The sequence below is a fragment of the Streptomyces sp. NPDC029956 genome (genome assembly GCF_055574655.1).
The window spans coordinates 1-23,369 of record NZ_JBVHZJ010000095.1; the positions used below are offsets into that span (position 1 = coordinate 1).

18 protein-coding genes and 1 pseudogene are annotated in these 23,369 nt (G+C 70.5%); 11 read left to right on the forward strand and 8 right to left on the reverse strand.

What is annotated here, in order from left to right; genetic code table 11:
- Positions 1 to 3,750: type I polyketide synthase (locus tag ACZ4XX_RS38860; RefSeq protein WP_468512527.1), on the forward strand; the 3,750-nt coding region annotated here is incomplete at its 5' end.
- A 190-nt stretch (positions 3,751 to 3,940) separates the two neighbouring features.
- Positions 3,941 to 4,462: a hypothetical protein gene (locus ACZ4XX_RS38865; protein ID WP_468512528.1), complete on the forward strand. Its 522-nt coding sequence runs from the start codon at positions 3,941 to 3,943 to the stop codon at positions 4,460 to 4,462.
- A 175-nt stretch (positions 4,463 to 4,637) separates the two neighbouring features.
- Here the strand turns inward: ACZ4XX_RS38865 and tpg are convergent, their stop codons facing one another.
- Together tpg and tap are read right to left on the reverse strand one after the other, a co-directional pair.
- Positions 4,638 to 5,195: a telomere-protecting terminal protein Tpg gene (gene tpg, locus ACZ4XX_RS38870; protein ID WP_468512529.1), complete on the reverse strand. Its 558-nt coding sequence runs from the start codon at positions 5,193 to 5,195 to the stop codon at positions 4,638 to 4,640.
- Between the two features lie 3 nt (positions 5,196 to 5,198).
- Complete coding sequence (tap, locus tag ACZ4XX_RS38875) at positions 5,199 to 7,316, reverse strand: telomere-associated protein Tap (RefSeq protein ID WP_468512530.1); 2,118 nt, start codon at positions 7,314 to 7,316, stop codon at positions 5,199 to 5,201.
- Between the two features lie 176 nt (positions 7,317 to 7,492).
- On the opposite strand from tap, the gene ACZ4XX_RS38880 reads away from it, so the two are divergent.
- Entirely contained in the window at positions 7,493 to 9,310 is a 1,818-nt protein-coding gene (locus ACZ4XX_RS38880) for a hypothetical protein (RefSeq protein ID WP_468512531.1), read from the forward strand.
- Between the two features lie 51 nt (positions 9,311 to 9,361).
- On the opposite strand, the gene ACZ4XX_RS38885 is transcribed toward ACZ4XX_RS38880, so the two are convergent.
- On the reverse strand, positions 9,362 to 9,511 hold the full coding sequence (locus ACZ4XX_RS38885; RefSeq protein WP_468512532.1) for a hypothetical protein: 150 nt from the start codon (positions 9,509 to 9,511) through the stop codon (positions 9,362 to 9,364).
- A gap of 422 nt (positions 9,512 to 9,933) precedes the next feature.
- On the opposite strand from ACZ4XX_RS38885, the gene ACZ4XX_RS38890 reads away from it, so the two are divergent.
- The 5 genes from ACZ4XX_RS38890 to ACZ4XX_RS38910 all read left to right on the forward strand — a co-directional run bounded on the left by ACZ4XX_RS38890 (position 9,934) and on the right by ACZ4XX_RS38910 (position 13,350).
- Positions 9,934 to 10,437, forward strand: coding sequence for a hypothetical protein (locus tag ACZ4XX_RS38890; RefSeq protein WP_468512533.1), 504 nt, complete (start codon positions 9,934 to 9,936; stop codon positions 10,435 to 10,437).
- A gap of 86 nt (positions 10,438 to 10,523) precedes the next feature.
- Complete coding sequence (locus tag ACZ4XX_RS38895) at positions 10,524 to 11,186, forward strand: helix-turn-helix transcriptional regulator (RefSeq protein WP_468512534.1); 663 nt, start codon at positions 10,524 to 10,526, stop codon at positions 11,184 to 11,186.
- On the forward strand, positions 11,116 to 11,610 hold the full coding sequence (locus ACZ4XX_RS38900; RefSeq protein ID WP_468512535.1) for a hypothetical protein: 495 nt from the start codon (positions 11,116 to 11,118) through the stop codon (positions 11,608 to 11,610). Before ACZ4XX_RS38895 ends, ACZ4XX_RS38900 begins: the two co-directional genes overlap by 71 nt.
- Positions 11,611 to 11,700: 90 nt before the next feature.
- Positions 11,701 to 12,627, forward strand: a complete 927-nt coding sequence (locus ACZ4XX_RS38905) for a hypothetical protein (RefSeq protein WP_468512536.1) — start codon at positions 11,701 to 11,703, stop codon at positions 12,625 to 12,627.
- A 174-nt stretch (positions 12,628 to 12,801) separates the two neighbouring features.
- Complete coding sequence (locus tag ACZ4XX_RS38910; RefSeq protein WP_468512537.1) at positions 12,802 to 13,350, forward strand: DUF4262 domain-containing protein; 549 nt, start codon at positions 12,802 to 12,804, stop codon at positions 13,348 to 13,350.
- A gap of 45 nt (positions 13,351 to 13,395) precedes the next feature.
- Here ACZ4XX_RS38910 and ACZ4XX_RS38915 read toward each other — a convergent pair whose 3' ends face one another.
- The 3 genes from ACZ4XX_RS38915 to ACZ4XX_RS38925 all read right to left on the reverse strand — a co-directional run bounded on the left by ACZ4XX_RS38915 (position 13,396) and on the right by ACZ4XX_RS38925 (position 19,999).
- On the reverse strand, positions 13,396 to 14,988 hold the full coding sequence (locus ACZ4XX_RS38915; protein WP_468512538.1) for an ISL3 family transposase: 1,593 nt from the start codon (positions 14,986 to 14,988) through the stop codon (positions 13,396 to 13,398).
- A gap of 238 nt (positions 14,989 to 15,226) precedes the next feature.
- Positions 15,227 to 15,808 (reverse strand): suppressor of fused domain protein, encoded by a 582-nt coding sequence (locus ACZ4XX_RS38920; RefSeq protein ID WP_468512539.1) that lies wholly within the window; start codon positions 15,806 to 15,808, stop codon positions 15,227 to 15,229.
- Between the two features lie 390 nt (positions 15,809 to 16,198).
- A complete protein-coding gene (locus ACZ4XX_RS38925; protein ID WP_468512540.1) occupies positions 16,199 to 19,999 on the reverse strand; it encodes an nSTAND1 domain-containing NTPase in 3,801 nt (1,266 codons plus the stop codon).
- A 221-nt stretch (positions 20,000 to 20,220) separates the two neighbouring features.
- Here ACZ4XX_RS38925 and ACZ4XX_RS38930 point away from each other — a divergent pair, with 221 nt between their 5' ends.
- The 3 genes from ACZ4XX_RS38930 to ACZ4XX_RS38940 all read left to right on the forward strand — a co-directional run bounded on the left by ACZ4XX_RS38930 (position 20,221) and on the right by ACZ4XX_RS38940 (position 21,905).
- The gene (locus tag ACZ4XX_RS38930; RefSeq protein ID WP_468512541.1) at positions 20,221 to 20,391 is read left to right on the forward strand and encodes a hypothetical protein; all 171 of its coding nucleotides are present in this window, start codon (positions 20,221 to 20,223) and stop codon (positions 20,389 to 20,391) included.
- A 54-nt stretch (positions 20,392 to 20,445) separates the two neighbouring features.
- A complete protein-coding gene (locus ACZ4XX_RS38935; protein ID WP_468512542.1) occupies positions 20,446 to 20,796 on the forward strand; it encodes a hypothetical protein in 351 nt (116 codons plus the stop codon).
- Between the two features lie 350 nt (positions 20,797 to 21,146).
- Positions 21,147 to 21,905: a MerR family transcriptional regulator gene (locus tag ACZ4XX_RS38940; RefSeq protein ID WP_468512543.1), complete on the forward strand. Its 759-nt coding sequence runs from the start codon at positions 21,147 to 21,149 to the stop codon at positions 21,903 to 21,905.
- Positions 21,906 to 22,076: 171 nt separating this feature from the next.
- Here ACZ4XX_RS38940 and ACZ4XX_RS38945 read toward each other — a convergent pair whose 3' ends face one another.
- Positions 22,077 to 22,400, reverse strand: a complete 324-nt coding sequence (locus ACZ4XX_RS38945; RefSeq protein WP_468512544.1) for a hypothetical protein — start codon at positions 22,398 to 22,400, stop codon at positions 22,077 to 22,079.
- A gap of 34 nt (positions 22,401 to 22,434) precedes the next feature.
- Positions 22,435 to 23,230: pseudogene (locus ACZ4XX_RS38950) on the reverse strand (IS5 family transposase).
- Positions 23,231 to 23,369 lie beyond the last annotated feature (139 nt).

The following is a 23,369-nucleotide window of genomic DNA, read 5'->3' on the forward strand; positions in this document are numbered from 1 at the left end:
CAGCACCGGCTGTTCCTGGAGTGTGCGTGGCAGGGGCTGGAGCATGCGGGCATCGTCCCCGCGGCCTTCGACGGAGACATCGCCGTCTTCGGCGGTACGGGGAACGGCGGGTACCACAGCGGCGAGGTGACCGATCTGTCGTCGTTCTACCGGTCCATGATCGGTGGCCGGAACGACTTCGTCGCGACGCGTGTGGCGCACAAGCTGGATCTGACCGGGCCGGCGATGACGGTCCAGACGGCGTGTTCGACGGGTCTGGTGACGGCTCACCTGGCGCGGGAGAGCCTGCTGCGCGGCGAGTCCGACATCGCGTTGATCGGTGCTTCGTCGCTCACCTTCCCGCTGGAGCACGGCTATCTCCATCAGGACGGGCTCGTGGTCTCCCGCGACGGTCACTGCCGCGCCTTCGACGCCGACGGCGACGGCACCGTGGGGAGCGACGGCGTCGGTGTGGTCGTGCTGCGCCGGCTGTCGGACGCGCTGGCGGCGGGTGACACGGTCTACGCGGTGATCCGGGGCAGTGCGATCAACAACGACGGTTCGGACAAGGTCGCGTTCATGGCGCCGAGTGTCGCTGGTCAGAGTCGTGTGATCGCGGCGGCGCAGGCCGTCGCGGGCACGGCACCGGCCTCGATCGGGCTGATCGAGGCGCACGGGACGGCGACGGCGATCGGTGACCCGATGGAGGTCCAGGCGCTGCAGGAGGTGTTCGGCGGTGCCTCGCGCGAGGAGCCGTGCGTGATCGGGTCGGTGAAGACGAACATCGGGCACACCGACACCACGGCGGGCATCGCGGGTCTGATCAAGGCGGCGCTGTGTCTGCACCACCGGACGCTGGTGCCCAGCCTCCACTACACCCGTCCCAACCCCGGCATGGGGCTGGACGAGCGCCTGTTCCGGGTGAACACCGAGCTCACCGCCTGGCAGAGCGCCACCCCGCGCCGGGCCGGAGTCTCCTCCTTCGGCATCGGTGGCACCAACGCCCACCTCGTCCTCGAAGAAGCCCCCGCACACCACGAAACCCCCACACCCCACGAAACCCCCACACACCACGGAACCACCGACCCGGCGCACCACCACCCGGAGCACGACCGCCCCGAACAGCCCGAGGAGGCGGCGTACCCGGTCGTCGTATCGGGTCGCGACCGGGCGGCCCTCGCCGAGCAGGCGGGACGATGGGCGGACTGGCTGCGTGAGCACCCCGAACTGCGGATGCGGGACGTGGCGCGCACGGCGGCCGAACGACGTACCCACTTCGCGGAGCGGGCGAGCGTGACGGCCCGGAACGTCACCGAACTGGTCGAAGGCCTGACGGCCCTGGCCGAGGACCGCTCCCACGAGCGAGTGCTGCGCGGTACGGCGGTGCCGCGGGGCCGGACGGTGTTCGTCTTCCCCGGCCAAGGCGCGGACTGGGACGGTATGGGCCGCGAACTGCTCCGGCAGTCGCAGGCGTTCGCCGACTCGGTACGCCGCTGCGACGAGGCGCTGCGACCGCTGACCGGATGGTCGGTCCTCGACGTCCTGGAAGGCCGGGGCGGCGAGGAGCACCCCGAGGACCGGCTCGACGTCCTCCAGCCCCTGCTGTTCACGATGTACGTGTCGCTGGCGGCCGCCTGGGAGGAGCTCGGCATCCGGCCGTCGGCCGTGGTGGGGCACAGCCAGGGCGAGATCGCCGCGGCCGTCGTCGCCGGAGCGCTCTCCCTTGAGGACGGCGCCCGCGTCGTCTGCCTCCGCAGCCGCGCGCTCCGGCAGGTCGCCGGAGAAGGCGCGATGGCGGTCGTCGAACTTCCCCTCGACGAGGTGCACAAGTGGATCGCCCCCTTCGGCGGGGAGATCTCCGTGGCGGCCGTGAACACCCCGGGCTCGGTGGTGGTGTCGGGCGCCGTGGGCCCCGTCGCGGAACTCCTGTCGGCGCTCGACGACGCGGACGTCGCCTGCGGCAGGCTCGACGCCCCCGTGGCCTCCCACAGCCGCTTCATGGACCCCCTGCTGCCGGCGCTGCGGGCCGGACTGGCAGGGCTGCGACCCCGCCCCGCGTCGATCCCCTTCTGCTCCACCGTGACCGGCGACCTGCTGGACGGCCGCGCCCTCGACGCCGAGTACTGGTGCCGCAACCTGCGCGAACCCGTCCGGCTCGACCTCGCGCAGGGGCGGCTTCAGGACGACGGCCACGACGTGTTCGTCGAGATCGGCCCGCACCCCGTCCTCGGGATGCCGCTGACCGCGGGGAGCGGGTCGGCGGTGGTCGTCGGCACCCTCGAGCGCGGGCGCGGCGACCGCACCCGGCTGCTGGACGGCCTCGCCGCCCTGCATGTCCACGGCTGCGAGGTCGACTGGCCGCTCGTCCTGGGCCGGGCGCCCGCGCGCGTCGCGGACCTTCCGACGTACGCCTTCCAGCGCACGCGCCACTGGCTGGAGGCTCCCGCCGCGCAGCCGGCGCCCGTGTCGAAGACCGAGGAGGCCTTCTGGGACGCCGTGCACAGCGGTCAGGTGCGGCAGATCGCCGACGTGCTGGGGACCGAGGTCTCCGAGGCCGCGCTCGAAGGCCTGGCCGCGCTCCTTCCCGCGCTGGCGGCGGTCCGGTCCGGCACCGGCGGGCCCCGGCCCGGGGCCGAGGGCCGCGACGGAACAGCGGCGAGGGAGGCACACGGCGGTACGGCGGCACTGCTCCGTGAGCTGACCGGCGCGGGACCGGACGGCGCGCGGGAGATCCTCCTGGACCTCGTGCGTACCGAAGCGGCAGTCGTACTGGGTGACAGTCCCGCCGACATCCCCGCCCGACAGCCCCTCCAGCAGCTCGGCATGGACTCGCTGGCGGCCGTACGGATGCGGGCGAACCTCGAACGGCGTACGGGAGTGCGGATCGCGCCGCACGTCATCCTCGGCCGGGGCGGCGTCCTCGACGTGGCCGACGCCCTGCTGCGGGAGACGACCGGAGCCCCCGGCCTGCCGGCGGAGGGGAACGACCCCGCGTGGCTGCGGGTGCTCAAGCCCGGTACGTCCCCCCGGGCCAGGATCGTGGCCTTCGCCGGCATGGGCGGGACCACGGACTCCCACGTCCCCCTGATCCGCCACCTGGCGGATGACGTCGAGCTCGTGGCGATCCAGATGCCCGGCCGGGAGGAACGGACCGGGGAACCCTCCCCGTCCGGCATCGGGGACGTGGCCGACGGAATCGTGGAGGCCCTGACCGGACTGCCCGCGCTGCCGACGGTCCTCTACGGCCACAGCCAAGGCGCCCTGCTGGCCTGGGAGGTCGCCCACCGGTTCGGGCCGGGCGGGGACGGCGCACCCGTCGCCCTCGTGCCCGCCTGCGCGCCCGCTCCCTACGGCGAGCTGCCCCAGGAGCTGGAAGACCTCCAGGAGATGGGCGAGATCCTGCGAACGGGAGCCACCGCACAGGCGGCGGAGGCCCTTCGCGGTCTGCTTCCCGAAGCGCTGCTGGCCGACGAGGAACTCCTGGCGTCGTACCTCGACAACCTCCGGGCCGACACCGAACTCGCCGAGGACCACCGCGCACTCCTGGCGACCGCCGACCGAGAGCCGCTGGACATCCCCATCACCACGGTCGCCGCCACCGACGACCCCGTCCTGCCCGAGGGAACGCTCCACGCCTGGCAGGCCAGGACCCGGGCCCGTACCGTCCACCGAACGATCGAGGGCACGCACGCGGCCCCCCTGGAGAACCCGCGGGCCATGGCGGCCGAACTCATGGAGGCGATCCCCCTGACCCGCTCCCGCGCCACCTGACCCCACCGCCGGCCGGTGCAGCCACCGGCGCACGCGCCCGGAACACCACCGGGCCGTGCGCACGGTTCGCACGAGGCGCTTCGGGAGTCACCCCGTCAGCGGCCGTTCGACTACTGCCGGGGCACGCCGGCGACTCGGCGGCGGAGTATTCGGTTGTTCATGAAGGGATGAACCTGCGACGGTCACCGGCATGAGCGTGGTTCTGGGAGACAGATTCAGGTTCGCCGCAGAGGTCGGCGAGCCGGGCCCACTGTGCCGGGTCGACCTCTGGGCGGCTGGAAAGTGGCTGACCTGCAACGACAACATGGCGTACGTCCCCCAGTTCCGCCGTGATGTGCTGGACGCCGCTGCCTGGCTGCGATCCGGCGAAGGTTCTCCCCTGCCGTTCGCCGGCTTGTCCGCCGAATCCACACACCGTCGTCTCACACTGCGCGCGGGGGACGACGACGAGCCCGAGGCCGACTACGAGCTGCGCGGCCGGTTCCGGGTCCTGCTCTGGGGCCCCACCACCGACAACGTGACGGCCTACCTGTTCCGCGAGAAGGACCGTCTGGTGATCACGCTGGAGTTCTGGCGTGAGGAACACCTGCTCAACCACCCTGAAGACGCCGGTGCGGTCTTCGTGGTCGAGATCTCGGCTCAGGAGTTCGTCGGGATCCTCGAAGGCCTCGCGGCCACGCTCGGCGCCAGCTGGAGCGAGAGCCGTTCCTGATGCTCCGGTGACCCGCGTCCGGACTGCCCCGGCCGGTGACCGCTGCCCGGTGACCGCTGCCCGCGGGAAGGAGGATGCCGAGCGATCGCCAAGGAGGTGCGGAGTGCTCGGCAAGGAGGCGCAGAGCGCGCAGCCGGTCCGCCGGCCCGCCTCGAAGCCGCGGCTTCCCGCGGACTCAGAAGTCGAGGTCCAGGTAGTCGATGTCGTTGATCTCCACGTCCGACAGCCCCATGGCGCGACCGCCGCCGTCCTGGAAGTAGACCTCCTTGAACCCTTCGGCGATGATTCCGCGCATCTGCCGGTCGCTGGCCCCCGCGTCGCGGGCGTCGAAGAGGCGCTGTGCGTACTGCGGGGGGAGGTGCACGGTGAGCCGCCGGAACCGTCCGTCGTCGGTCGTGCCGACCGGCGCCGTGTACCCGAACCGGGCCCGGGTCTCCACCGTGATCCCGCCCGTGGCGGCGGCCTTCTTCTGCCGGCGCTTGCGCACCAGCGGCTGCCACCGCTGCCGTACGGCGTCGTCGATCTTCGCGGCGACGTCGGCGCGGGCGTGCTTGCGGGCGCCGCGCCGGTAGCGGTTGACCGAGTCGGCGGTGACCCCGATCTCCGCCGCCACGGCCTTCGCGCTGCCGAACTGCTTGATCAGGAATCCGATCCGACCCTTGAGGGTCTTCGGCGGCTCCTTGGTGAACGCCTCCCGGTCGGCGCGCTCGATCGCGTCGTCGATCTCCCCCACGGCCTACTCCCCTTCGTCCAGGACGGCGTCGCCGCCCTTGATGTGGCGGGCCGGGTTGAGGCCCTTCTCCATCAGGTCGACCGCCCACAGCATCGACTGGACGCCCTCCAGCTTCGCCAGGCCGGGCGTGGGCCCGAGGCGGAACCCGCCGGGCTGCGGCTTGCCGGAAGCGGCGTAGGGGAGGAAACCGAGCGGGCTCTCCCCCGGGCTCGGGTAGACGACGCAGTCGGAGAGCACGGCGAGCGGGAACAGGCCCGTCATCCGGGACATGTTCAGCAGCTTGCGGTGCATGTTGACCCGTGCCTTGCTGATGACGGCGGCCCGGATGTCGGGGCGCCACGTCGGCCGCTGGAGGGCCGGCCACGTCTCGCCCTCCTTGTAGTGCCTGCCCTGCGGGCGCTCGCGGAGCTTTCCGACGCCGCCCTTCACCGTGGCCTTGATCGCGGACAGGACGGCGGCGAGGGCCGGGTCGCCCTGCTTGTGCGTCTCCATCGCCGCCAGGAACTCGGTGTCGGACAGCTCCTTGGTGACGCCGAGGTCGGCGAGGGTGTCGAGGTACGCGGTCTTGAGCCGGTCGTGCCACGGGTCCAGGTACGCGCCGGTCTCGCGGCGCAGGTACGCCTCGATCGGGTGGACGTCGTGCCCGAGCTCCTGGGCGTAGGCGAGGGTGTGCGTCTGGTACCAGGCCGGGCCGGTCGGGCGGCTGCCGTCCGGCGTGAACGGCGACGGCAGTCGCGGGTCCAGCTCGATGGGGGACAGGTCCGCCAGCCAGCTCCCGGGGATCTTCGGGTTGAACTTCGGGGCGTGGAAGTGGTCGGGCGCCGACAGGCCGACGACCAGGCGGGCCGCGGCGGCGAGGAACGCCGTGTTCAGGTCCAGGCCGACCGCGAAGGGCAGCGTGCACTCCTCGTCGGACAGCGTCTCCACCGACCGCACCCACTGGTACGCCTCTTCGTTGAGGAACCCGCCGCTCCAGCCGGAGTTCACGACGACCGGGTGCTCCGGGGTGGCCTCCGGCGGCGCCGGGTCCATCGGCTCCGTGCCCAACGAGCCCGGGTTGTAGGCCGACACCCAGTTGCCGGTCTGCTCGTCACGCTCCGGCTTCGTCGGCGGGCGCAGCGCCGTCATCAGCTCCAGCCCGGAGACGGCCGTGGAGCCGCGCGGGGTGATGACCCGCTGGGCGTACACACCGAGGACGCGGGCGATGTCGGCCGGCTCCATGTCCGCGACGCCTGGCCACGAACGGGAGTCGAGGGCGTCCCAGGACAGGATCGCCAGCTGCACGCACTGCCGCTCGCGGCCCTGCGCCTTGCGGTAGATCCGCGCCCACGGGCCGAGGCCGCGCTGCGTGAGCTTCCACTTCTCCTTCGCCACCTGCCTGACGACCGGGTGGTCCTCCGGGAGGCGCAGGGAGCGGCGCTGCTCGTGGCCCTCCAGGTGCTCCGGCAGCCCGAGTTTCACGGCGGCCGAAGCGGTGAGCACGATCAGCGGGTCGGAGTCCTTGCCGTACCGGTTGAGCTTGGCGGCACCGATGCCGGACTCGCGCAGCGTCCACTCCACCAGCTCCACCACCGTGGTGGCGGGGCAGTCGAGCACGATGCCGCCGACGCCGTACGCGGAGCCGTCGCCGTCCAGCACGGCGAGCGGGCCGTGCGGGAAGCGCGGGTCGAGCGCGGGCGCGGCAGGCTCCTTCGCCGCCGGGCGGCGCGACGCCGACGCGGGGCGCGCGGCCGGACGCTCGGGCGCGGCAGGGACGGCCGGGGCCTCCACCGGAGCGGCGGCCGCCGCCTCCGGCGCGGGGACGGCCGGGCCGGTGAACGCCGCCGGAGCCGGGGCCGGTTGGGGTACGACGGCGGGAGCGGCGCCGTCCTTGGGGTACTTCGTCGCCCAGCCGCGTAGCAGCCGCTGGTACGCCGCCAGGCGCGACCCCGTCGGCTCGCTCCTGCCGTTCTCCCAGTTCTTGATGCTCTGTGTCGATTTCAGCTCCAGGGCCTGCGCGAGCCGGGCCTGGGTGATGCCGGCCGCCTCACGCAGCCGGGCGCGCTCCGCCGGGGGCGGGAGCTGCGGCTCCTCCTCCAGCAGGGCGTCGATGTTCGCGAACAGCGCTTCCTCGGATGCCATGGGTCGCTACCTCCAGCCTGCACGGTAGCAGACTTGTACCCTGGTATTTAGCTCGAACATTTAACCCTTCCGGAGCTCTGTGGGTCTGGTTGTTCAGCCATTCGAGTGACGTGCGATCTTCCTCCCGGGCACGCGTCCCTCGATATCCTGACGGTCACTCAGCAGGAGGGGACGCCATGGGGAAGCGCGACCGGCGCCGGAAGCGGCCGCAGGGCGAGCAGGCATCGGCCGCGCAGCAGCAGGCGCCCGCAGGCGCGTCGCCGGCTTTGGAGCGGGTGCTTGTCCCCACACCGGACGATCCCCTCCTCGAGGTGCACTTCCACGACGGCATCACCGACGACGTGAAAGCCCTGTGCCGGGCCTACTGGGAGTTCAGCCAGCCCGGTACATGGGCTCGGAACGTCGCTCAGATCGGGCAGACGGCGTTCGTCTCCCAGACCGTGCGCAGGTCCTGCCGGGCGTCTCTGCTGACCGTGGTCTGCCCCGGCTGCACCATGCCGATCACGGTGAGCAGCCGCTCCGACATGATCGCCACCCGGCTCTGGAACGACGACTTCCCGCTCCGGCCCGTCCCTGCCCGAGCGGTGTGTCAGGAGTGCCGCGCGCCGGAGCAGGCCGAGCTCGCCGCCGAGAAGGCGCTCGAACAGGAGCGCGCCGCGGCCGCGAACAAGCGGAAGGCCGAGAGCGTCTCCGCCTGGCTGGGACGAAGCCTGCACGCGACCGCGCCGACGGCCTGCCTCACCCCTCACCAGGCCGTCGGTCTCCTCGCGCTCGCGGAGACCCTCCTCCGCGGCGGCGCGGAGTCGTTCGGTCCCCTCAAGCACATCGGCTCCACCGTCACCGCATCCACCAGCAGCGACGACACGTTCTTCCGTGAGATGTTCCAGGCGCAGTGGGTCGCCGCCACGACGCCCGCAACGGTCGCCGGCTTCACGTACGACGAGGACGACCAGGCGACCGCCATGTACATCGACGCCGTCTCGTGGACGTTCCCCCGCTGGCTCGGCCCCACTTCCCGCGAAGCCGCGTCCGAGGCCGCCGACCGGCTGCGCCGCTACCTCGCCGGCCACACCGACGCCGTCGCCGAGATCGTCCGGGAGCTCGAGGCCGGCATGGCCGTCGCCTACCTCGACGGCCTCCTCACCGACCGGTACGACGAGCTCCCCATTCCCGAGCACCGCCTCCCCGACGCCTACGACCACGCGCTGAAGGCCCTCCGGAACGGCTACGCCCTCGAACAGGTGATTTCCGTGGCCTGGAGTGCCGCCGCCTCCTCCGTCGCCTGGGGCCGGCGTACCCACGGCCTCAGGCCCGGAGCCGTCTCGTCCGCCTCCGTCACCCACCTGGAGCGCCGTCTCGGCTTCGCCAGGGACCGGCCCGTGCCGCACTACGTCGTTCCCCAATGGGTGCCCCGCCCGGCCATGTACGGCACCGCAGTACGCTTCCTCGCCGAGTGGCAGCCGTCCGACGCCGCCCTTGCCCGATTCAAGGCCGTCCACCAGCGCGTCAACAGCCGCGACGCCCTGGAACCGGACCACGACCTGGAAGACACGCCCGACGGCGGATGGAAGACGTTCGACACCCGGCGATGGCTGAAGGACCTCGTCGAGGGCACGCAGGAGCCGGACGACACCCCGGTCGTGACGTACGCCTGCGTCACGCCCCGGGGAGACCTGAGCATCCAGACCGCCACGGAGCGGCAGATGCGCGATGAGATCAGCGGCATGACGGAAGGCCTCCCCCTGGACGGCACCGCCACCCTCGACGCTCTGGTCCCCGTCTTCGTGGACCACGAGACCCATGCGCCGAACCCCGTGGCCACCCGCATGATCGAGCTCCTCGGCGGCGGCTACGGCATCGTGAACGGCCCCGTCGTCTTCTTCCAGACCCCCAAGAGGGGACGCCTACCCCAGAACCTCGACGTCGACCACCAGGAACTCCTCCGCGCGGCGCACGAAGCGGCCATGGCCACCGCGGGCACGCCCGAGAAATAGGGCACCGCCCGAAGCGTTCGCGGCCAGCGGCCCGTCAGGCGGCCTGTGGGATCACCGCGCGGTCTCCATCGGCGTGTAGCCGAGAACCGACTGCATGGAGAGCGGCCGCATGAAGAAGCAGGGCAGCATGATGCCGGCGGTGATCCGCTGGCCCAGGCCGCCGGCCACCACGCCGCGCTGCCGGAACAGCCGCAGCGTCACCAGCGGCGCCGCGTTGCGGCTCTCGATGCGCAGGAACAGGGCGAGCGCTCTGAGACTGATGGTGGCAGGCCGGACGCGGTTTGTCTGAGCCGCCTCCCCCCCGGGGCCCGCCCGGGAGGGTCGCGCGGGTGGTTGGGGCGTCGGTCGCTTCCGTCGCTGGCCTCGTCCGTGTCCTCGTCGTCGACGGGGGCGCTGGCCGGGGTCGAGCCGAGGTCGTACACGCCGCGGACGACTTTGCCGCGCTCGTCGACCTGCCGGTGAATCTCGCCGGGGTCCAGGCGCCGGCCAGCGTCGTTACGTCGAGTTCGGCCGGGGCCACGCCCTCAGGGCCCGCGCCACCGTCGGCGAGGTCTGCGACGCACTCCGGGAGGAACGGCGAGGAGGACCTTGCGGTGACTCTGCTGCGGCGAGCAGCGTCCCGTGTGCGAGATGACGTGCTCACCGCGTTCCTCCGGTACGGCGTGGGCAAGGATGGCGAGCGCGCGGCGTGCCTCGGTGCTCGCGCCGTGGAGGAAGCACGCCTCGGGCACGCACCTTCCGGGGTGACGGACTCCGACTCCCTGCGTTTCCTCGGGATCGCAGCTCTCGGGATGGGCGACTTCCGCGGCAGCCGAGTGTTTCTCGATGCGGCCGTCACGGAGCCGTGCATCGGGGACCTGTCCTGGCTACTCGGTGCGGTGAACTGGGGAAGCATCTGGATGGGGCACTGGGACAAGCCCGTAGCCGAGTCCGAACAGGCCCTTCACCTCATCTCGGACACGGGCGAGGAGCCCTTCGCTCTCACGGCCAGGACGAACATCGCGGCCGTCAGTGCGCTGCGCGGTGACCTGACCGCGGCGCGCGAGACCGCCGACACCGTCGCAGGTCACCCCCTGGCCGACGGTACGCGCAAGTCCAGGTCGCCCTCACCCACGTACAAGGGCTGATCCTCCTGCGCGGCAATCAGGCCGAAGACGCCTACCGCCTGCTCGCCACCGTCCTGGACCCACTCGACTCCGCCCACCACCCCTTCATGCGGTGGTCGGTCGTCCCCGAACTGGCGGACGCCGCACTCACGGCGGGGAAAGCCGACGAGGCCCGCACCCTGCTCAGCTCTCTTCCCCGCCTCGCCGACCGCATCCCGTCCGACGCGCTCATCGTTGCCGCTCACTACAGCCAGGCCGTGCTGGCGGCCGACGACGAGGCGGACACGGCATTCGCCAGAGCCTTCGCCGCCGACCTGAGCGACCGGCCCTTCCACCGTGCCCGTCTCCAGCTGCACCTGGGGCGTCGTAAGCGCCGGCAGAGGAAACTTGCCGAAGCCCGTCCCCTCCTGAGGGCGGCATGCGCCACCTTCGGCACCCTGGGCGCCGGGCCCTGGTCGGACATGGCGCAGGCGGAGCTGAGGGCAGCGGGGGATCCCGGCCGGCGCCGCAGCAGCACCGGGCGCGAGCGGCTCTCGGCACAGGAACCGCAGATCGCCGGACTGGCTGCTCAAGGCCTGACCAACCGGCAGATCGCCGAGAAGCTCTTCCTCTCGCCCCGCACGGTGGGATCCCACCTCTACCGGATCCATCCGCTGGATGGAGCTTCGACGCTTCCGCGGGCTGTTCGAGTCCGGGGCGATGAATCTGTCGGAGATCGCGAAGGAGACCGGCCTCAACCGCCGCACGGTCCGCAAGTACCTGTCCTCTGAAGGCCCGGTTGCCCTGCCTCGTCGGGCTGCGCTCGGACACGGCCGTCGGCGGAAGGTGGATGCTGTCGCGCCCCTGATCGACGCGATGCTGCGGTCCGAGATTCTGATCAAAGGTGTCGGGGTTGACGAGCGGCTGGTGGCCGAATACGGCTTCACCGGCACCTACCAGCGAATCAAGCTCTATATGCAGGAGGCCCGGCCTCGGACCGCGGAGGAACTGGGGATCAGCCCTGGCGAGCTGGCCTGCCTGCACCGAGACAGCCGATGGGCGTGGTCGGGCGCATGTGGTTGTGGTCAAGGGATGGTTCAGGTGAGGTCGTATCGCCGGTTATCGCCGGTCGCGGGCTCTGGGGGCTTTCCTGATGGCTGCCTGCGTTCAGTGGTGGCGGGCCGGCCGGAGCGTGTCGGACGGGTGGGGAGTTGACTCTGACAGTGTGTGAGGGGGTTGGGTGGTTCCGCCTGCCTGGCGGTCCGCCGACGGGAGGTCACCTCTGTCTCTTCGAAGGGCTCTTTCGTGCTCGGCTACATCGGCTCCGGCCCGTACTGCTACACCAACTCACTGGCGATGATGATGGGTGGGGATGCTCCGTCCATCGCAGTCATCGAGACGTTGACCGGCTCGCCTTTCGGCGCTCAGCTCATCGCCGGTTCCCTGCCATTGTTCGACCCCTACGGCTGGGACCCCGAGACCGGCCTCGACGCCGCGATCGCACTGCTGGGCTGGACCTGTGAGCGCAGCGACGGCGGGACGCCTGCCGAGGCGCTGGACCGGCTGCAGGCCGCCGGCTCGCGCGGGCCGGTCCTGGTCGGGCCGGTGGACATGGGCCTGCTGCTGTACCAGCCCGGAACACCGAACGCCGACGGCGGTGACCACTACGTCGTGGTACTCGCCGCCGACCAGGACACCGTCGAACTCCACGACCCCCACGGCCACCCCTACGCGACGCTCCCCACACAGGCCTTTCTCTCCGCGTGGGAGGCGGAGGCGGTCAGCTACATCGATGCCCCGTTCGTGCTGCGGGCCGGCTTCGTGCGCCGTCATCGGCTCACTCCCGCTGACGCGCTGCGGCAGTCGCTTCCAGGAGCCGTACGCTGGCTGGCCGGCCGTGACGACCTGCCCATGCCTCCCGGCTCACTGGGCGGAGCCGCCGCCGTCGAGGCGCTCGCAGACATGGTCGCCCGGGGCACACCCCCCAACATCCGCACGTTGCTCACCGCGTTCGGTGTCCGAGTGGGAGCACGACGTCTGAACGACGCGGCGATATGCCTGGAAGAGCTGGGGCTGTCGCACGCGGCCTCCATCACGCAGCGCCAGGCCCGGATCCTGGGCAGCCTGCAGTATCCGCTGGTGCGCGGTGACGACCAGACAGCAGCAGCGCAACTGCGCCGCCTCGCCCCCCTCTACGAGCAACTCCACACGGCACTGGACGACGCCGTCTGAACGAAACGAGGAGCACGTCCCACGGCTGCGTTGCTCAGCATCACCGTATGTCGACGAGTTTCGGGTTCTGGCACAGATCTTGGGGAGCCGTCGCGGAGAGTGGTGGAGCTGTTCGATTGAGAGGGTCCAAACCCCGGTTGCTCGACCTGAACGCTCGCCTCGTACCCTCCGCACATGACTGATGATCCGTTCCAGTGCCGCTGTGTCCTCTGCCATGACTACGGCGACCGGGACGAAGCGGACCGCATGGATCTGACGGTCATCGAACATGTGCAGCAGCACGGGTGGCACGTCGTGATGGTTCCCGAAGACGAGATCGGTCCTGGATTCGCCTACACGATCGGTCTCGCGCACACTCACGGCGGACCTGAACTGGCTATGTTCGGGCTCGATGTTCACGCCATGCACCGCATGCTCAACACACTCGGAGAGAAGTCCGCCGCAGGCGAGGCACTGGCGGACGGCCAGAGCCATCCTGATGTCGTTGCAGGTCATCGAGTCGCGCTCAGGCAGGTTGATCGCGGCTGGTACCGGACCTTCTTCGGGCAGGCCATCGGGTTCTACCGGCGGCCGCCTCTCCCCGTGCTGCAAGTCGCGTGGCCTGATGTCGAGGGCCGTTTCCACTGGGATGAGCAGGCTGACGAGAGGCATCACGAGTCACAGCCTCAGTTGTGGCTGCCTCCGAGTGACCATCCTGTCGGGATCTGGACGACCGAACTCTGATCTCAGGGCGATGGGAAGCCGGCGGCCCGGCACCCGGACGATGCACTACTGAAGCAAGATCATCTTGCGTAGGAGTTCGAATCCGGCACGGCCATAGAGCTGTCTCTTGATCTTTTTGATGCGGTTCACGGCGCCCTCGATGCTGCCTGAGCTCCAGTCCAGGGTGAGTCCGGCGGTCACGGCGTCGAGGTCTCGGAGCAGGTGGAGTGCGAAGCCGGTGAGCCCGGGTAGCTGGCTGGCGTCGACGGCGTCGATCCAGGCAGGGAGCGTGGCGCCGAGGCGGCCGGTGAGTATCTCGCCGAAGTCGCGGACGTGTCCAGCGGCCATGTCCAGCTCGGGACAGCGGGTCAGGAGATCCTTCAGGCCAACGCGGTCTTCCTCGCTCAAGGCGGCGGGGTGGCGGGTGAGCCAGCCGGTCACCTGCCGTACCGTCGGTGGCCGCGACGACGCTGCGGTTGGAGCCTCACACAAGGTGGCAACGTGGGCTCGGACCATGCCGTAGGTGACGGGAGCTTGCTCGGCGACCAGTTCGCTGTGGAGTCGGGTGGCGCTGGTGCACCCCTCCGTGAATCGCTGTTCCAGGTAGGGCTTGTAGGGGTCCAGCCGACTGGGCCGGGGCCGGTTCTCGCGGATGGTGTCCTGCCAGCGTGCGGCGTTCGCGTACCGGAGGACGGTGTTGAGGCCCCAGCCCAGGTGCCGGGCGATCGCCCGGCGTGAGTGGCCCTGGGCGAGCATCTCGTGGACCAGGGCGTGCGCGGCCTTCTTGCGCTCGGCCCGCCGGCCGACGGGGTCCGAGTCGTCCTGCGTCGGGTCAGAGTCCAGGCAGGGCGTCTGGTGCAGTGTGCCGCCGGGCGACGGGTTGCGCAGACAGTCGCGGTGGGCGGCGACGCAGGTCTCCACGGCCCGGCCGAGGCCCTGCCACAGATGGAACCGGTCGGCGACCTGCAGAGCATCGGGGGCGCCGCGCCGGGCCCCCTCGGCGTAGGCGCCCGCCCGGTCCCGGCAGATGATCTCCACGCCGGGGTGGCGGATCAGCCACGCGGCCAGCGGCCCGGCCTCACGCGTCGGCAGCACGTCGACCACGCGATGGTCTTCGATGCTGGTCAAGACCGTGGAGTAGGTCTGGCCGCGGCGGATCGCGAAGTCGTCCACACCCAGCACACGCGGAGTACTGAACCGTGGATCGGGCAGTGCCATGACCCTGCGTAACAAGGTCATCCGTCCCGCGCCGAAGCCGAGCTGGGCCGCCAGCCGAGCGCCGGCCCGCCCCGCCAGGGCGAGCCCCACCCGCTCCAGGGCGCGGTTGAGCCGCGTGGTGAACCGCGAGTGCGGGACAGTCAGCCGGGAGAACGGCTCGGCGAACGTCCGACGTGGGCAGCCCGCCGACCCACAGATGAAGCGCCTGACCATCAGCCGGATCACAAAGCCCTGATCAGCCAGCGGAAGGTCCCTCAGCCTGCGCTGATAACGGTCGTGGACTCGGCCCGAGAAGCGGCCGCAGTCCGGACAGGAAGCGCCGCCTGCGTGCCCCCTCGCCACCACCTCGACTGTGCCGAATGCGGCCGTAACCGCCTCGACCTTCACATCGTCGATCCCGTCGAACACCAGCGAGTCCCAGAACGGTGCGTCGGTCTGCATGGCCAGCACCATCACCGTCCACCGCCGACCAGGGCAGTGAACGGGAGAGACCTGAGGGAGCGTCACTTCCGGCTGTCAGACGCCAAGGCGTACGCCGTCTCGCACGAGCCAGTCTCTCGCAATCGAACATCGAGGTAACGCTCCGCGACGGCTCCCCAAGATCTGTGCCAGAACCGAGTTTCGACGGCGCTGGAGGACTTCCCGAGTGCCGCTTGTGCCCGGACTGTGCCCGCGATGTTCAGGCGACGGATGGCCGCCTTGGATCGGTCGGGACGATCGTGTGCTCGTCGAAGAGCCGTTCAAGGGCTTCGTGGCCGTGCTCACGACGGTATGCCATCTCGGCTGCGGTGACCGGCAGGGCCCAGAGGATGCGGGCATGGCCGTCCGGCAGCGGGCAGTGCTCCAGGTCAGGGCCGTGCAGGTAGGGGAGGCTGATCAGCAGGTGGTCGCAGTGGGACCCGGGCAGCCACGGCTCCCCGATGGGCAGGCTGTGTTCGAGATCGAGGTGGTGATCGGCGTGGTAGTAGGCGGTCATGGCCAGGAGATCAGCGAAGCGTTCGTCGCGGACGGGCGCGGTGAGGACGAACTCGAGGCCGTGGCCGTCCGTCTCGACCGTGGACCAGCAGCCGGCGGTGATGTAGGCCCAGCTGTCTGCGCGCGGTCCTGGGCTGACGGTGAGGATCCGCAGGTGGGGAACCGCTTCCCTTCGCCCAGCTCCCAGGTCGTAGTCGCTGACCGTGATCATGTGGCCGGTGAAGAAGCCGCGAACGTGGGCCTCGACGCTTGCTATCGCCCGCTGGCTGCGCTCGCTCTCGAACATGACGGAGAGGATCTCACGGCTGGCCGGCGCCTTGCCCGTCGCGGCGCGTCGAGGTCCGGGCGAGAACCCCAGTGCCTCCCAAACTCGTCGACATGTTGAGGTCCAGTGCTCCTGTGCGCCGCAGCTACCAGACGAGATCGAGTCAGGTGTCGTTGAGGTCCAGTGATGCGAAGGCCCGGACCCCTGCCGTCTTCGACGCCCCTCACGCCCCGTACGCCCCTCACGCCCTGCACGGCCCGCACAGCCCGCACGACGCTCAAGCCTTGCACGCCCCGCACGCCCCGCACGCCCCGCACGCCGCTCACGCCACGCCCCGTACGCCGCGTAACGTCACACGCGGCCTGCCGGGCGACCATGGATGCCCGTCAACAACGGTTCAGCAGATACGGTTCAGCAGATCTCGCGGTACTCCTCGTCCGGGATGTACGCCGCCCATTGACTGCGGCTGAGGGAACCGAAACGGCCACACAGCTCGCCGGCCAGACGCTCCGGGTCGAGGAGCTGGGTACGCGGCCGGGTGTTGGCTCCCTGGACGTGCAGGGACCGGCCGTCCGCGGCGAACGTGAGGGTGCGCACCCTGTCCCCGCTGGTCGGCAGAGGCCCGCCGACAACCGTGCGGGAGGGCACGTCCCACAACCGGATGCCACCCGCCTGGGTCCCGGCAGCCAGCGTGAGACCGTCCGGGGAGAACGCGAGGGCGGTCACGGCGACCGGAGTGCCGTCAGGACCGTCGGACTCCCCGCCCGCCAGCACACCCCGCGGCGACGTCATCGACCCGTCATAGAGCAGGATCCTCCCGGACCCGTCGGCGACCGCGAGCAGACCGCCGTCCCCGCTGTACGCCATGGCGTCGCCCAGGTCCCGCTCCGTACGGTCGCGCAGCAGCCGCCCCGTGGGCAGACTCAGGACCGTCCCGTCGTTGAGGGCCAACAGCGACGTACGGGGCTGCAGCGCCATCCGTGTCGCGGACATCCCCTCCCGGGAAGGCGTCAACGGCCTGGAGTTCGTAAGGTCCCAGACCTGAATCGAGACGATGCCGTACACGACAGGCCTTCCCCCCGCGTTCACCACGGCGAGGGGATCGGGCGGCTCCAGGCCCCGACGCATCCTGATGTCCGCGACCGGACGGCGCACATCCGTGTCCCAGACCAGGATGCGCGGGGAGGGCACCACCGGCGCGTCGCGGCCATACGGAGGCGCGGAGACGGGAGTGAAGGCGAAGAACCTGCCGTCCGGGCTGAACGCCGCAACGGGACGGGAAGCCCGGCCGGGTAGGCGCACGCCCGGAGTGGTGCCGATCAGACGGCCGGTCCCCGTCTCCCTCAACTCGTAGAACAGCTCACGGCCCGTGAACCTCGGCACCCCCGTGACACGTCCGGTGGGACTGGGCAGAGAGGGAGGGCGCTTCTTGTCGTCCCAGACCGCGGCGAGGATGTCGCGTGCGTTGACGGTGCGTACGGCCCGCCCTCCCATACCCATGTAGCGGACGACGCCGGCCGCGGCATCGATCCGTACGCTGTACGGCTTGTCCTGCGCAGACAGGGGCAGATTCAGCAGCATCGAACCGTCCCACTCGTTGTAAGGCTCCTGCCAGCCGGGTGGGTTGCGCGTGTTGCGCCAGAGAAGCAGACGGTCGTTGGTGACACCCACGACGAACCGCGAGTCGGAACTGAAGCTCACCTCGGTGAGCCCGCGCTGCGCCAACTCCTCCAACGTCTCCCCGGTGACGGTGTCGATCCGCTCGGCTCCTTGCTCACGCAGAGCGACCAGCGTTCTGCCGTCCGGGCTGAAACGCAGCGATCCGGGTCGGCAGGTCGGCCGGATCGCCTCCCGGGGAACCTCGAGTGCCTTGAGAGGAACCCGCCTGCCGCTGGGAACCCGCCAGATCTCGACCCTGACCCCCGCCCCGCAACGTGCCACCAGACTCCCGTCACGGCTCAGCGCGACGGCGCCGTCGCCGATCCGGGAACCCCGCAACACGACCGACGGCCGCTTCCCGGTCGCATCCCACACCTCCGCCCGGCCCTCCACCGCGACGGCGACCCGGCGCCCCTGCTCGGACAAGGACATGTCCAGGACCGGGATCGGCCACCGCCCGGGAAGCGTGCGACGCGCCCCGGCCGGTACGTCCCACAGGGTGACGCGGCCATGAGGGACCGCGTCCGCGATCCATCGGCCGTCCGGGCTCCACACCGGCAGCCCCGGATACGAGGGATACAGCTCGTTGTCACGCGGATCGCCCATGCTGCTCACCGTGATCAGACCAGGAACGGTGTAGGAGCCCGCCTGACTGCGCGTGGTCACGTCTAGCACCTGGACACGTTCGCCCTCCTGGATCCGCACCGACCTTCCGTCCGAACTCAGCGACGCATGAGACGTCTCGGTGTTCCGCACCGACGGGCTGAAGCCCTGCTCCCACCGCTGCCCCAGCGCCGCGAGCAGCGCGGAGCGGCTCTCCGGCGTCCGCGCGAGCCGCCAGGCCGCGATACTGAGCCGCCCGGCCAGCCCAGGGTCGGTGGTACGCAGACTGCCCGCCACCGTCGCGGTGCGCCGCGCCGCGTTCTGCGTCCGCTGCTCGTGCGTGGCACGACTCTGCTGGACCGCGACCACCGCCCCCAGCACCGACAGCACCACCAGGACACCCACCACACCGGTGGTCGCACGCCGCAACCGGATCCCGGAGCGCCGGGCACGCACGCTTCGGGCCAGGAACTCACGCTCACCGGGGGTCAGCGCATGCGCGTCGTCGGCGGAGGCGAACGCCTGGACGGCGGACCTCAACCCGGTGCCCCGCAACAGCGCGCCCCGATCCCGCCCCACAGACCTCCAGACCTCGGCGGCCTCGGTGAGACGGCGATGGAGCCGCAGCCGGTCCCGGTCCTCCTCGATCCACCCCGCCAGGCGAGGCCAACCGGTGATCAGGGCCTCGTGGATCAGGTCAACCCGCTCGTGATCGAGCGTGACGAGGCGGCTGCGGCCGAGGTGGTCGAGGACGTCGACAGCACCCGATCCCAGACCTGCCAGCTCCTCGCGTGTGCTGGGACGCCTGGTGTCCGGAGCTCCGTCACCCGGTGTGATCAGACGCAGCAATATACGACGTGCCGTCGCCCGCCCGTCCTCGTCCAGGCTCGTGTACGCGCCTTCCGCGGCCTGGGCGATGGACCCTCCCAGCCCGCCGGCCTGCTCGTAAGCCGCCAGAGACAGACTCCGGCCCTGTCGCCGCCGCCACGTCTCCGACAGTACGTGCGACAGCAGCGGCAGAGCACTCTGCTCCCCGGCGACCGCCTCCAGCAGACGTGCGGTCAAAGCACGTTCGACGACGGCCGCCCGCGCACCAGCGGGCTTGGTGATCACCTGACGGAGCTCCGCCTCCGTCATCGGACCGACCGGCAGCGCCGCCTCACGCATCACGACCGCCAGATCAGGATGCTCGAGACAACGGGCGTAGAAGTCGGCCCGGACACCGAGCACGACGCGCAGCCGGCTCTCCGCCGACCGCGCGGCCAGCAGCACCTCCAGAAAAGCCAGACGCTCCCCAGGATCGCGACACAGCGTGAAGAGCTCCTCGAACTGGTCGACGATCACCCAGGTCTGCCCTTCACCGGCAGCAGGCACGAGCGCCGACCGGTGACGATCCAGGGGATGCGCGCCGGGAGTGAGGATGCGAACCGCCGCGGGACGCGCTGCCATGTCCCGCTCTCCGGCCGGGAGCTCTCGCCGCAGACGGGGGATCAGACCCGCACGCAGCAAGGACGACTTGCCGCTGCCGGAAGGGCCCAGCACAGCGACCACGCCATGACTGCCTGTCAGCGCCAGAAGATCATCGCTCAGTGCCTCCCGGCCGAAGAAGAGACCCTCATCACCCGGCTCGAACCGCTCCAGACCCCGGTACGGGGACGGAGCATCGTGCGCCTGCTCACGCGCCGCGAGTTCCCCCGACACGGCATGCCAGCGTTCCTCCCATTCGTCCGGATCGGCACCGCATGCCGCCGCATAAGCCCGTACGACGGGAAGGGAGGGCAACTGCTCGCCCGCGGCCGCACGCGACAGCGTCGCCACCGAGTACGCCGACCGGCGAGCCATGGCCGCATACGTGGCACCACCCGACTCCCGGCGCAGCCGGCGCAGGTCATGGGCCAGCCGCGCCACCGGACCCTGCTCCGGATCGAGCGGCTTCTCCTGACGCCCCACACCCCACCCCCGTACAGCGCGACGGCACCATCCGTCCCTGACGGGGACGCTCACGCACCCAACCGCTTCCGCCTCCCGCACGGCAAGACACTTTCGCGCCGCGCGGCCGTGCCGAGACGGGAATTGTTTCGCCGCCGAAACCGGCCTGCGCAACAACTCCCGGCAGCGAAAACTCCAAGCAACGGGGGCCGACAGGGCCTCCCGGCAGAGAGGACGACGCCATGCCGTTGAGCGACGACGAACTACGCATCATCGAGGAGAACCGCCGGCGCACCGAGCAGGAGTACGCGGACTTCTGCGCCAAACAGGAGGCCGACCGCCAGGCCCAGCTCGCCCAGGAGGAGGCCCGACGACGCGCCGAAGAGCGCCCCCACACGGGGCCCACCTGGTAGGCCCCCGCACCAACCCCCCGTGCACCCTCACGTCCCGAGACCAAAGGAGACCCGATGAGACTGCGCCTGCGAAACGCAGCCACCGTCGCGACGCTCGCCACCGCGCTGGCCCTCGGCACCGTCACCACCGCCGGCACCGCTCAAGCCGCGCCGACAACCACGACCCAGTCGGCCACCACGCTCGGCGTCACACCCGCCGCCCCGGCCACGCTCAAAGCCGCGTCCTCCACCCGCGTACGGACGTACCACGTCGGCGTCTACCTGTGGGCGGACTGCGAAGTCCGCGGCGCGTACTACTGGTACTACTACACCTCGCGGGGATACAGGGCCTCCTACACCTGCATCTACATGGGCGGCTACTTCCCCGTCCACCGCGCGCTCCTGCGCGTAACCCTCGCCTACTGAACCCGCAGCCCGACACAGCACACCGCACGAAGGTACGGAGCGAACAACCCGCGGCTCGTGACGCCGACGTCCCGGCCCGCCCTGTGAAGGGGGGCGGCCCAGGACACGGCCCGATGGAGGGCGGGCAAGCCGACAAACGACCCGGAGGGGCGACGCCGAGCCAGGCGAAAGCCCCTCTGGCTCTGTTCACCCTCGGCAGCGGACGGAGCGCCTTCCACCTGGGGCGTGGACCATGCCTGTTCGATTGCGAGGATCTTGGATCCTGGGGTTGAAGTTGCCGCTGCGGCAGCTTCTACCGTCGTGACCAGGGCCGGAGAATCCGGCCCGGCGACACACGCGCAGGAGTCGTGATGGACTGGCCGATCGCGGAGGTGGCCCGGATGTCTGGCGTCACCGCCCGGACTCTGCGCCACTACGACGAGACGGGCCTGCTGCCGCCGGCCCGGATCGGCGCCAACGGGCACCGCTACTACGAGGAGCGCCAGCTCCTGCGACTGCAACAGATCCTCGTGTTGCGGGCGCTGGGCGTCGGGGTGCCGGAGATCGGCCGGATCCTGTCTCAACAGGTCGATGAGGTGGATGCCCTGCGGGGCCACCACCAGCGTCTCCTCGCCGAGCGGGACCGGCTCGACGCACTGGCCGTCACCGTTTCCCGCACGATCGCCGATCTGGAGCAGTCCAGGAAGGACGGCAACCCCATGACCATCAACCGACCGGAAAACCTCTTCGAGGGCGTGACACCCTCCCAGTACGAGGAGAACGTGCGGGACTTCCCCGAACTCGCCGAACAGGTCGGGCGACGCGCCGGCGCGATGAGCCAGGCCGACGCCGACGCCGCGCACCGTGAGCGCACCGCGCAGATGATCCGGCTGGCCGAACTCATGGCCGCAGGCCACCCGGCCGACTCCGACCCGGTCCAGGCCGAGATCGACGCCCAGTACCGGGCACTGACCGAACTGCACGCTGTCTCCGCCGAGGACTACCGGGCCATCGGGCGCTCCATCGTCGACAACCAGACGTGGCGCGCCGCATACGAGGCCATCACTCCCGGCCTGGCCGCCTACCAGCGCGACGCCATCGAGGCCTACGCGGTCACCCGGCTGAACTGAGACACGAAGCAACCGCCATCGAGGAAGGATGGCGGTTGCGCCGCGTCACGGCGGGCCGGCGCTGCTCGATCCGGAGAACCGTCCGTATCCGCCTCAGCAGTGCGCTGCCCGCTCACATGAACAACGACTTCCCTCACGACGGGCCACCTCCCAACGAGCTAAGAGGTCGTCTCATTTGGTGCTGGAGAGAGCCCTTGATATGAGTAGGGCGAGCTGACGCAGGCGCTCGTAGTACTGGGTTCCTGCGGGTTCGGTGATCTGAGGGATGACTCGGTCCAGGTCCTCGATGCAGCTCTGCAGGATGCGGGTGAGCTTCGGGTCGAGAGCGCCGCCGTTGTCCAGCCACGTAAGCACGCAGCCGGCGGTATCCGCGTCGAGCAACACCATGTCCGTACCCCCGAACTCGGCACCGCGCAGGCTGGCGGGGAAAGGTGCATGACGGTGTTCGTGCCAGAGACGGGCTGCATTCTGCACCTGCTCAGAGGATTCGCTCACCTGCACCATGTTGCCGCAGCCCCTGGTGCGATGGTCACGCCTTCAGGCGGCGGTAGCAGATGAGGGTGCAGGCGATGGCGGTAAAGGCCAGAAGTGCTCGGCCTTGCGCTCGTAGCGGCGGTGCAGGCGGCGGCAGCCGCCCAGCCGGGACATCGTGCGCTCGATCGTCCAGCGATGACGGCCCAGCCGCGTGGAGGACTCAACGCCTCTGCGGGCGATGCGGTGACAAATGCCGCGCGAGCGGAGCCATCGGCGCAGGTAGTCCTAGTCGTATCCCTTGTCCGCGTGGAGCTTGGCGGGCCGCCGGCGTCGCGGGCCGCGACGCGAACGGATCGGGGGAATACCGCGGACCAGCGGCTCAAGCGCCTGGCTGTCGTGAAGGTTCGCGCCGGAGATCCCGACGGAGATGGGCAGACAGGTCCGCTCGGTGATCAAGTGGATCTTCGAGCCTTTCTTGCCCCGGTCGACAGGATTCGGGCCTGTCAGGTCCCCCCTTTCAGGGCCCGCATGTTCACCGAGTCGATCGCGCAGCGCGACCAGTCCAGGCTGCCGCGCAAGCCCAGTTCGTCAAGGATGACGCGGTGCAACTTGGCCCAGACCCGGGCGGTACTCCACTCGGCGAAGCGCCGGTGTGCGGTCGGCCCCGACAGCCCGAAGACTGGCGGCAGCTGCCGCCAGGTGCAGCCTGTTGTGGCCACGAAGACGATCGCGGCCAGCACTTCGCGGTCTCCGTACCGGCGTCGGCCGCCTCCCTGCGGTCGGGTCGGAGCGGGCGGGACCACCCGCTGGAACAGCTCCCCCAGCTTGTCCGGCACCAGTCGCTCGACCATCACCACACGGCGCAGACTACTCAGCCCGCCAAATGAGACGACCTCTAAGAGGTCGTTTTCACCCGCAATGCCTGCTTATCAGCCAGTTCTTGAGGCGTTGGACGGTGGTGCGGGTGAGGCCGTGGAAATCGTCGGTATC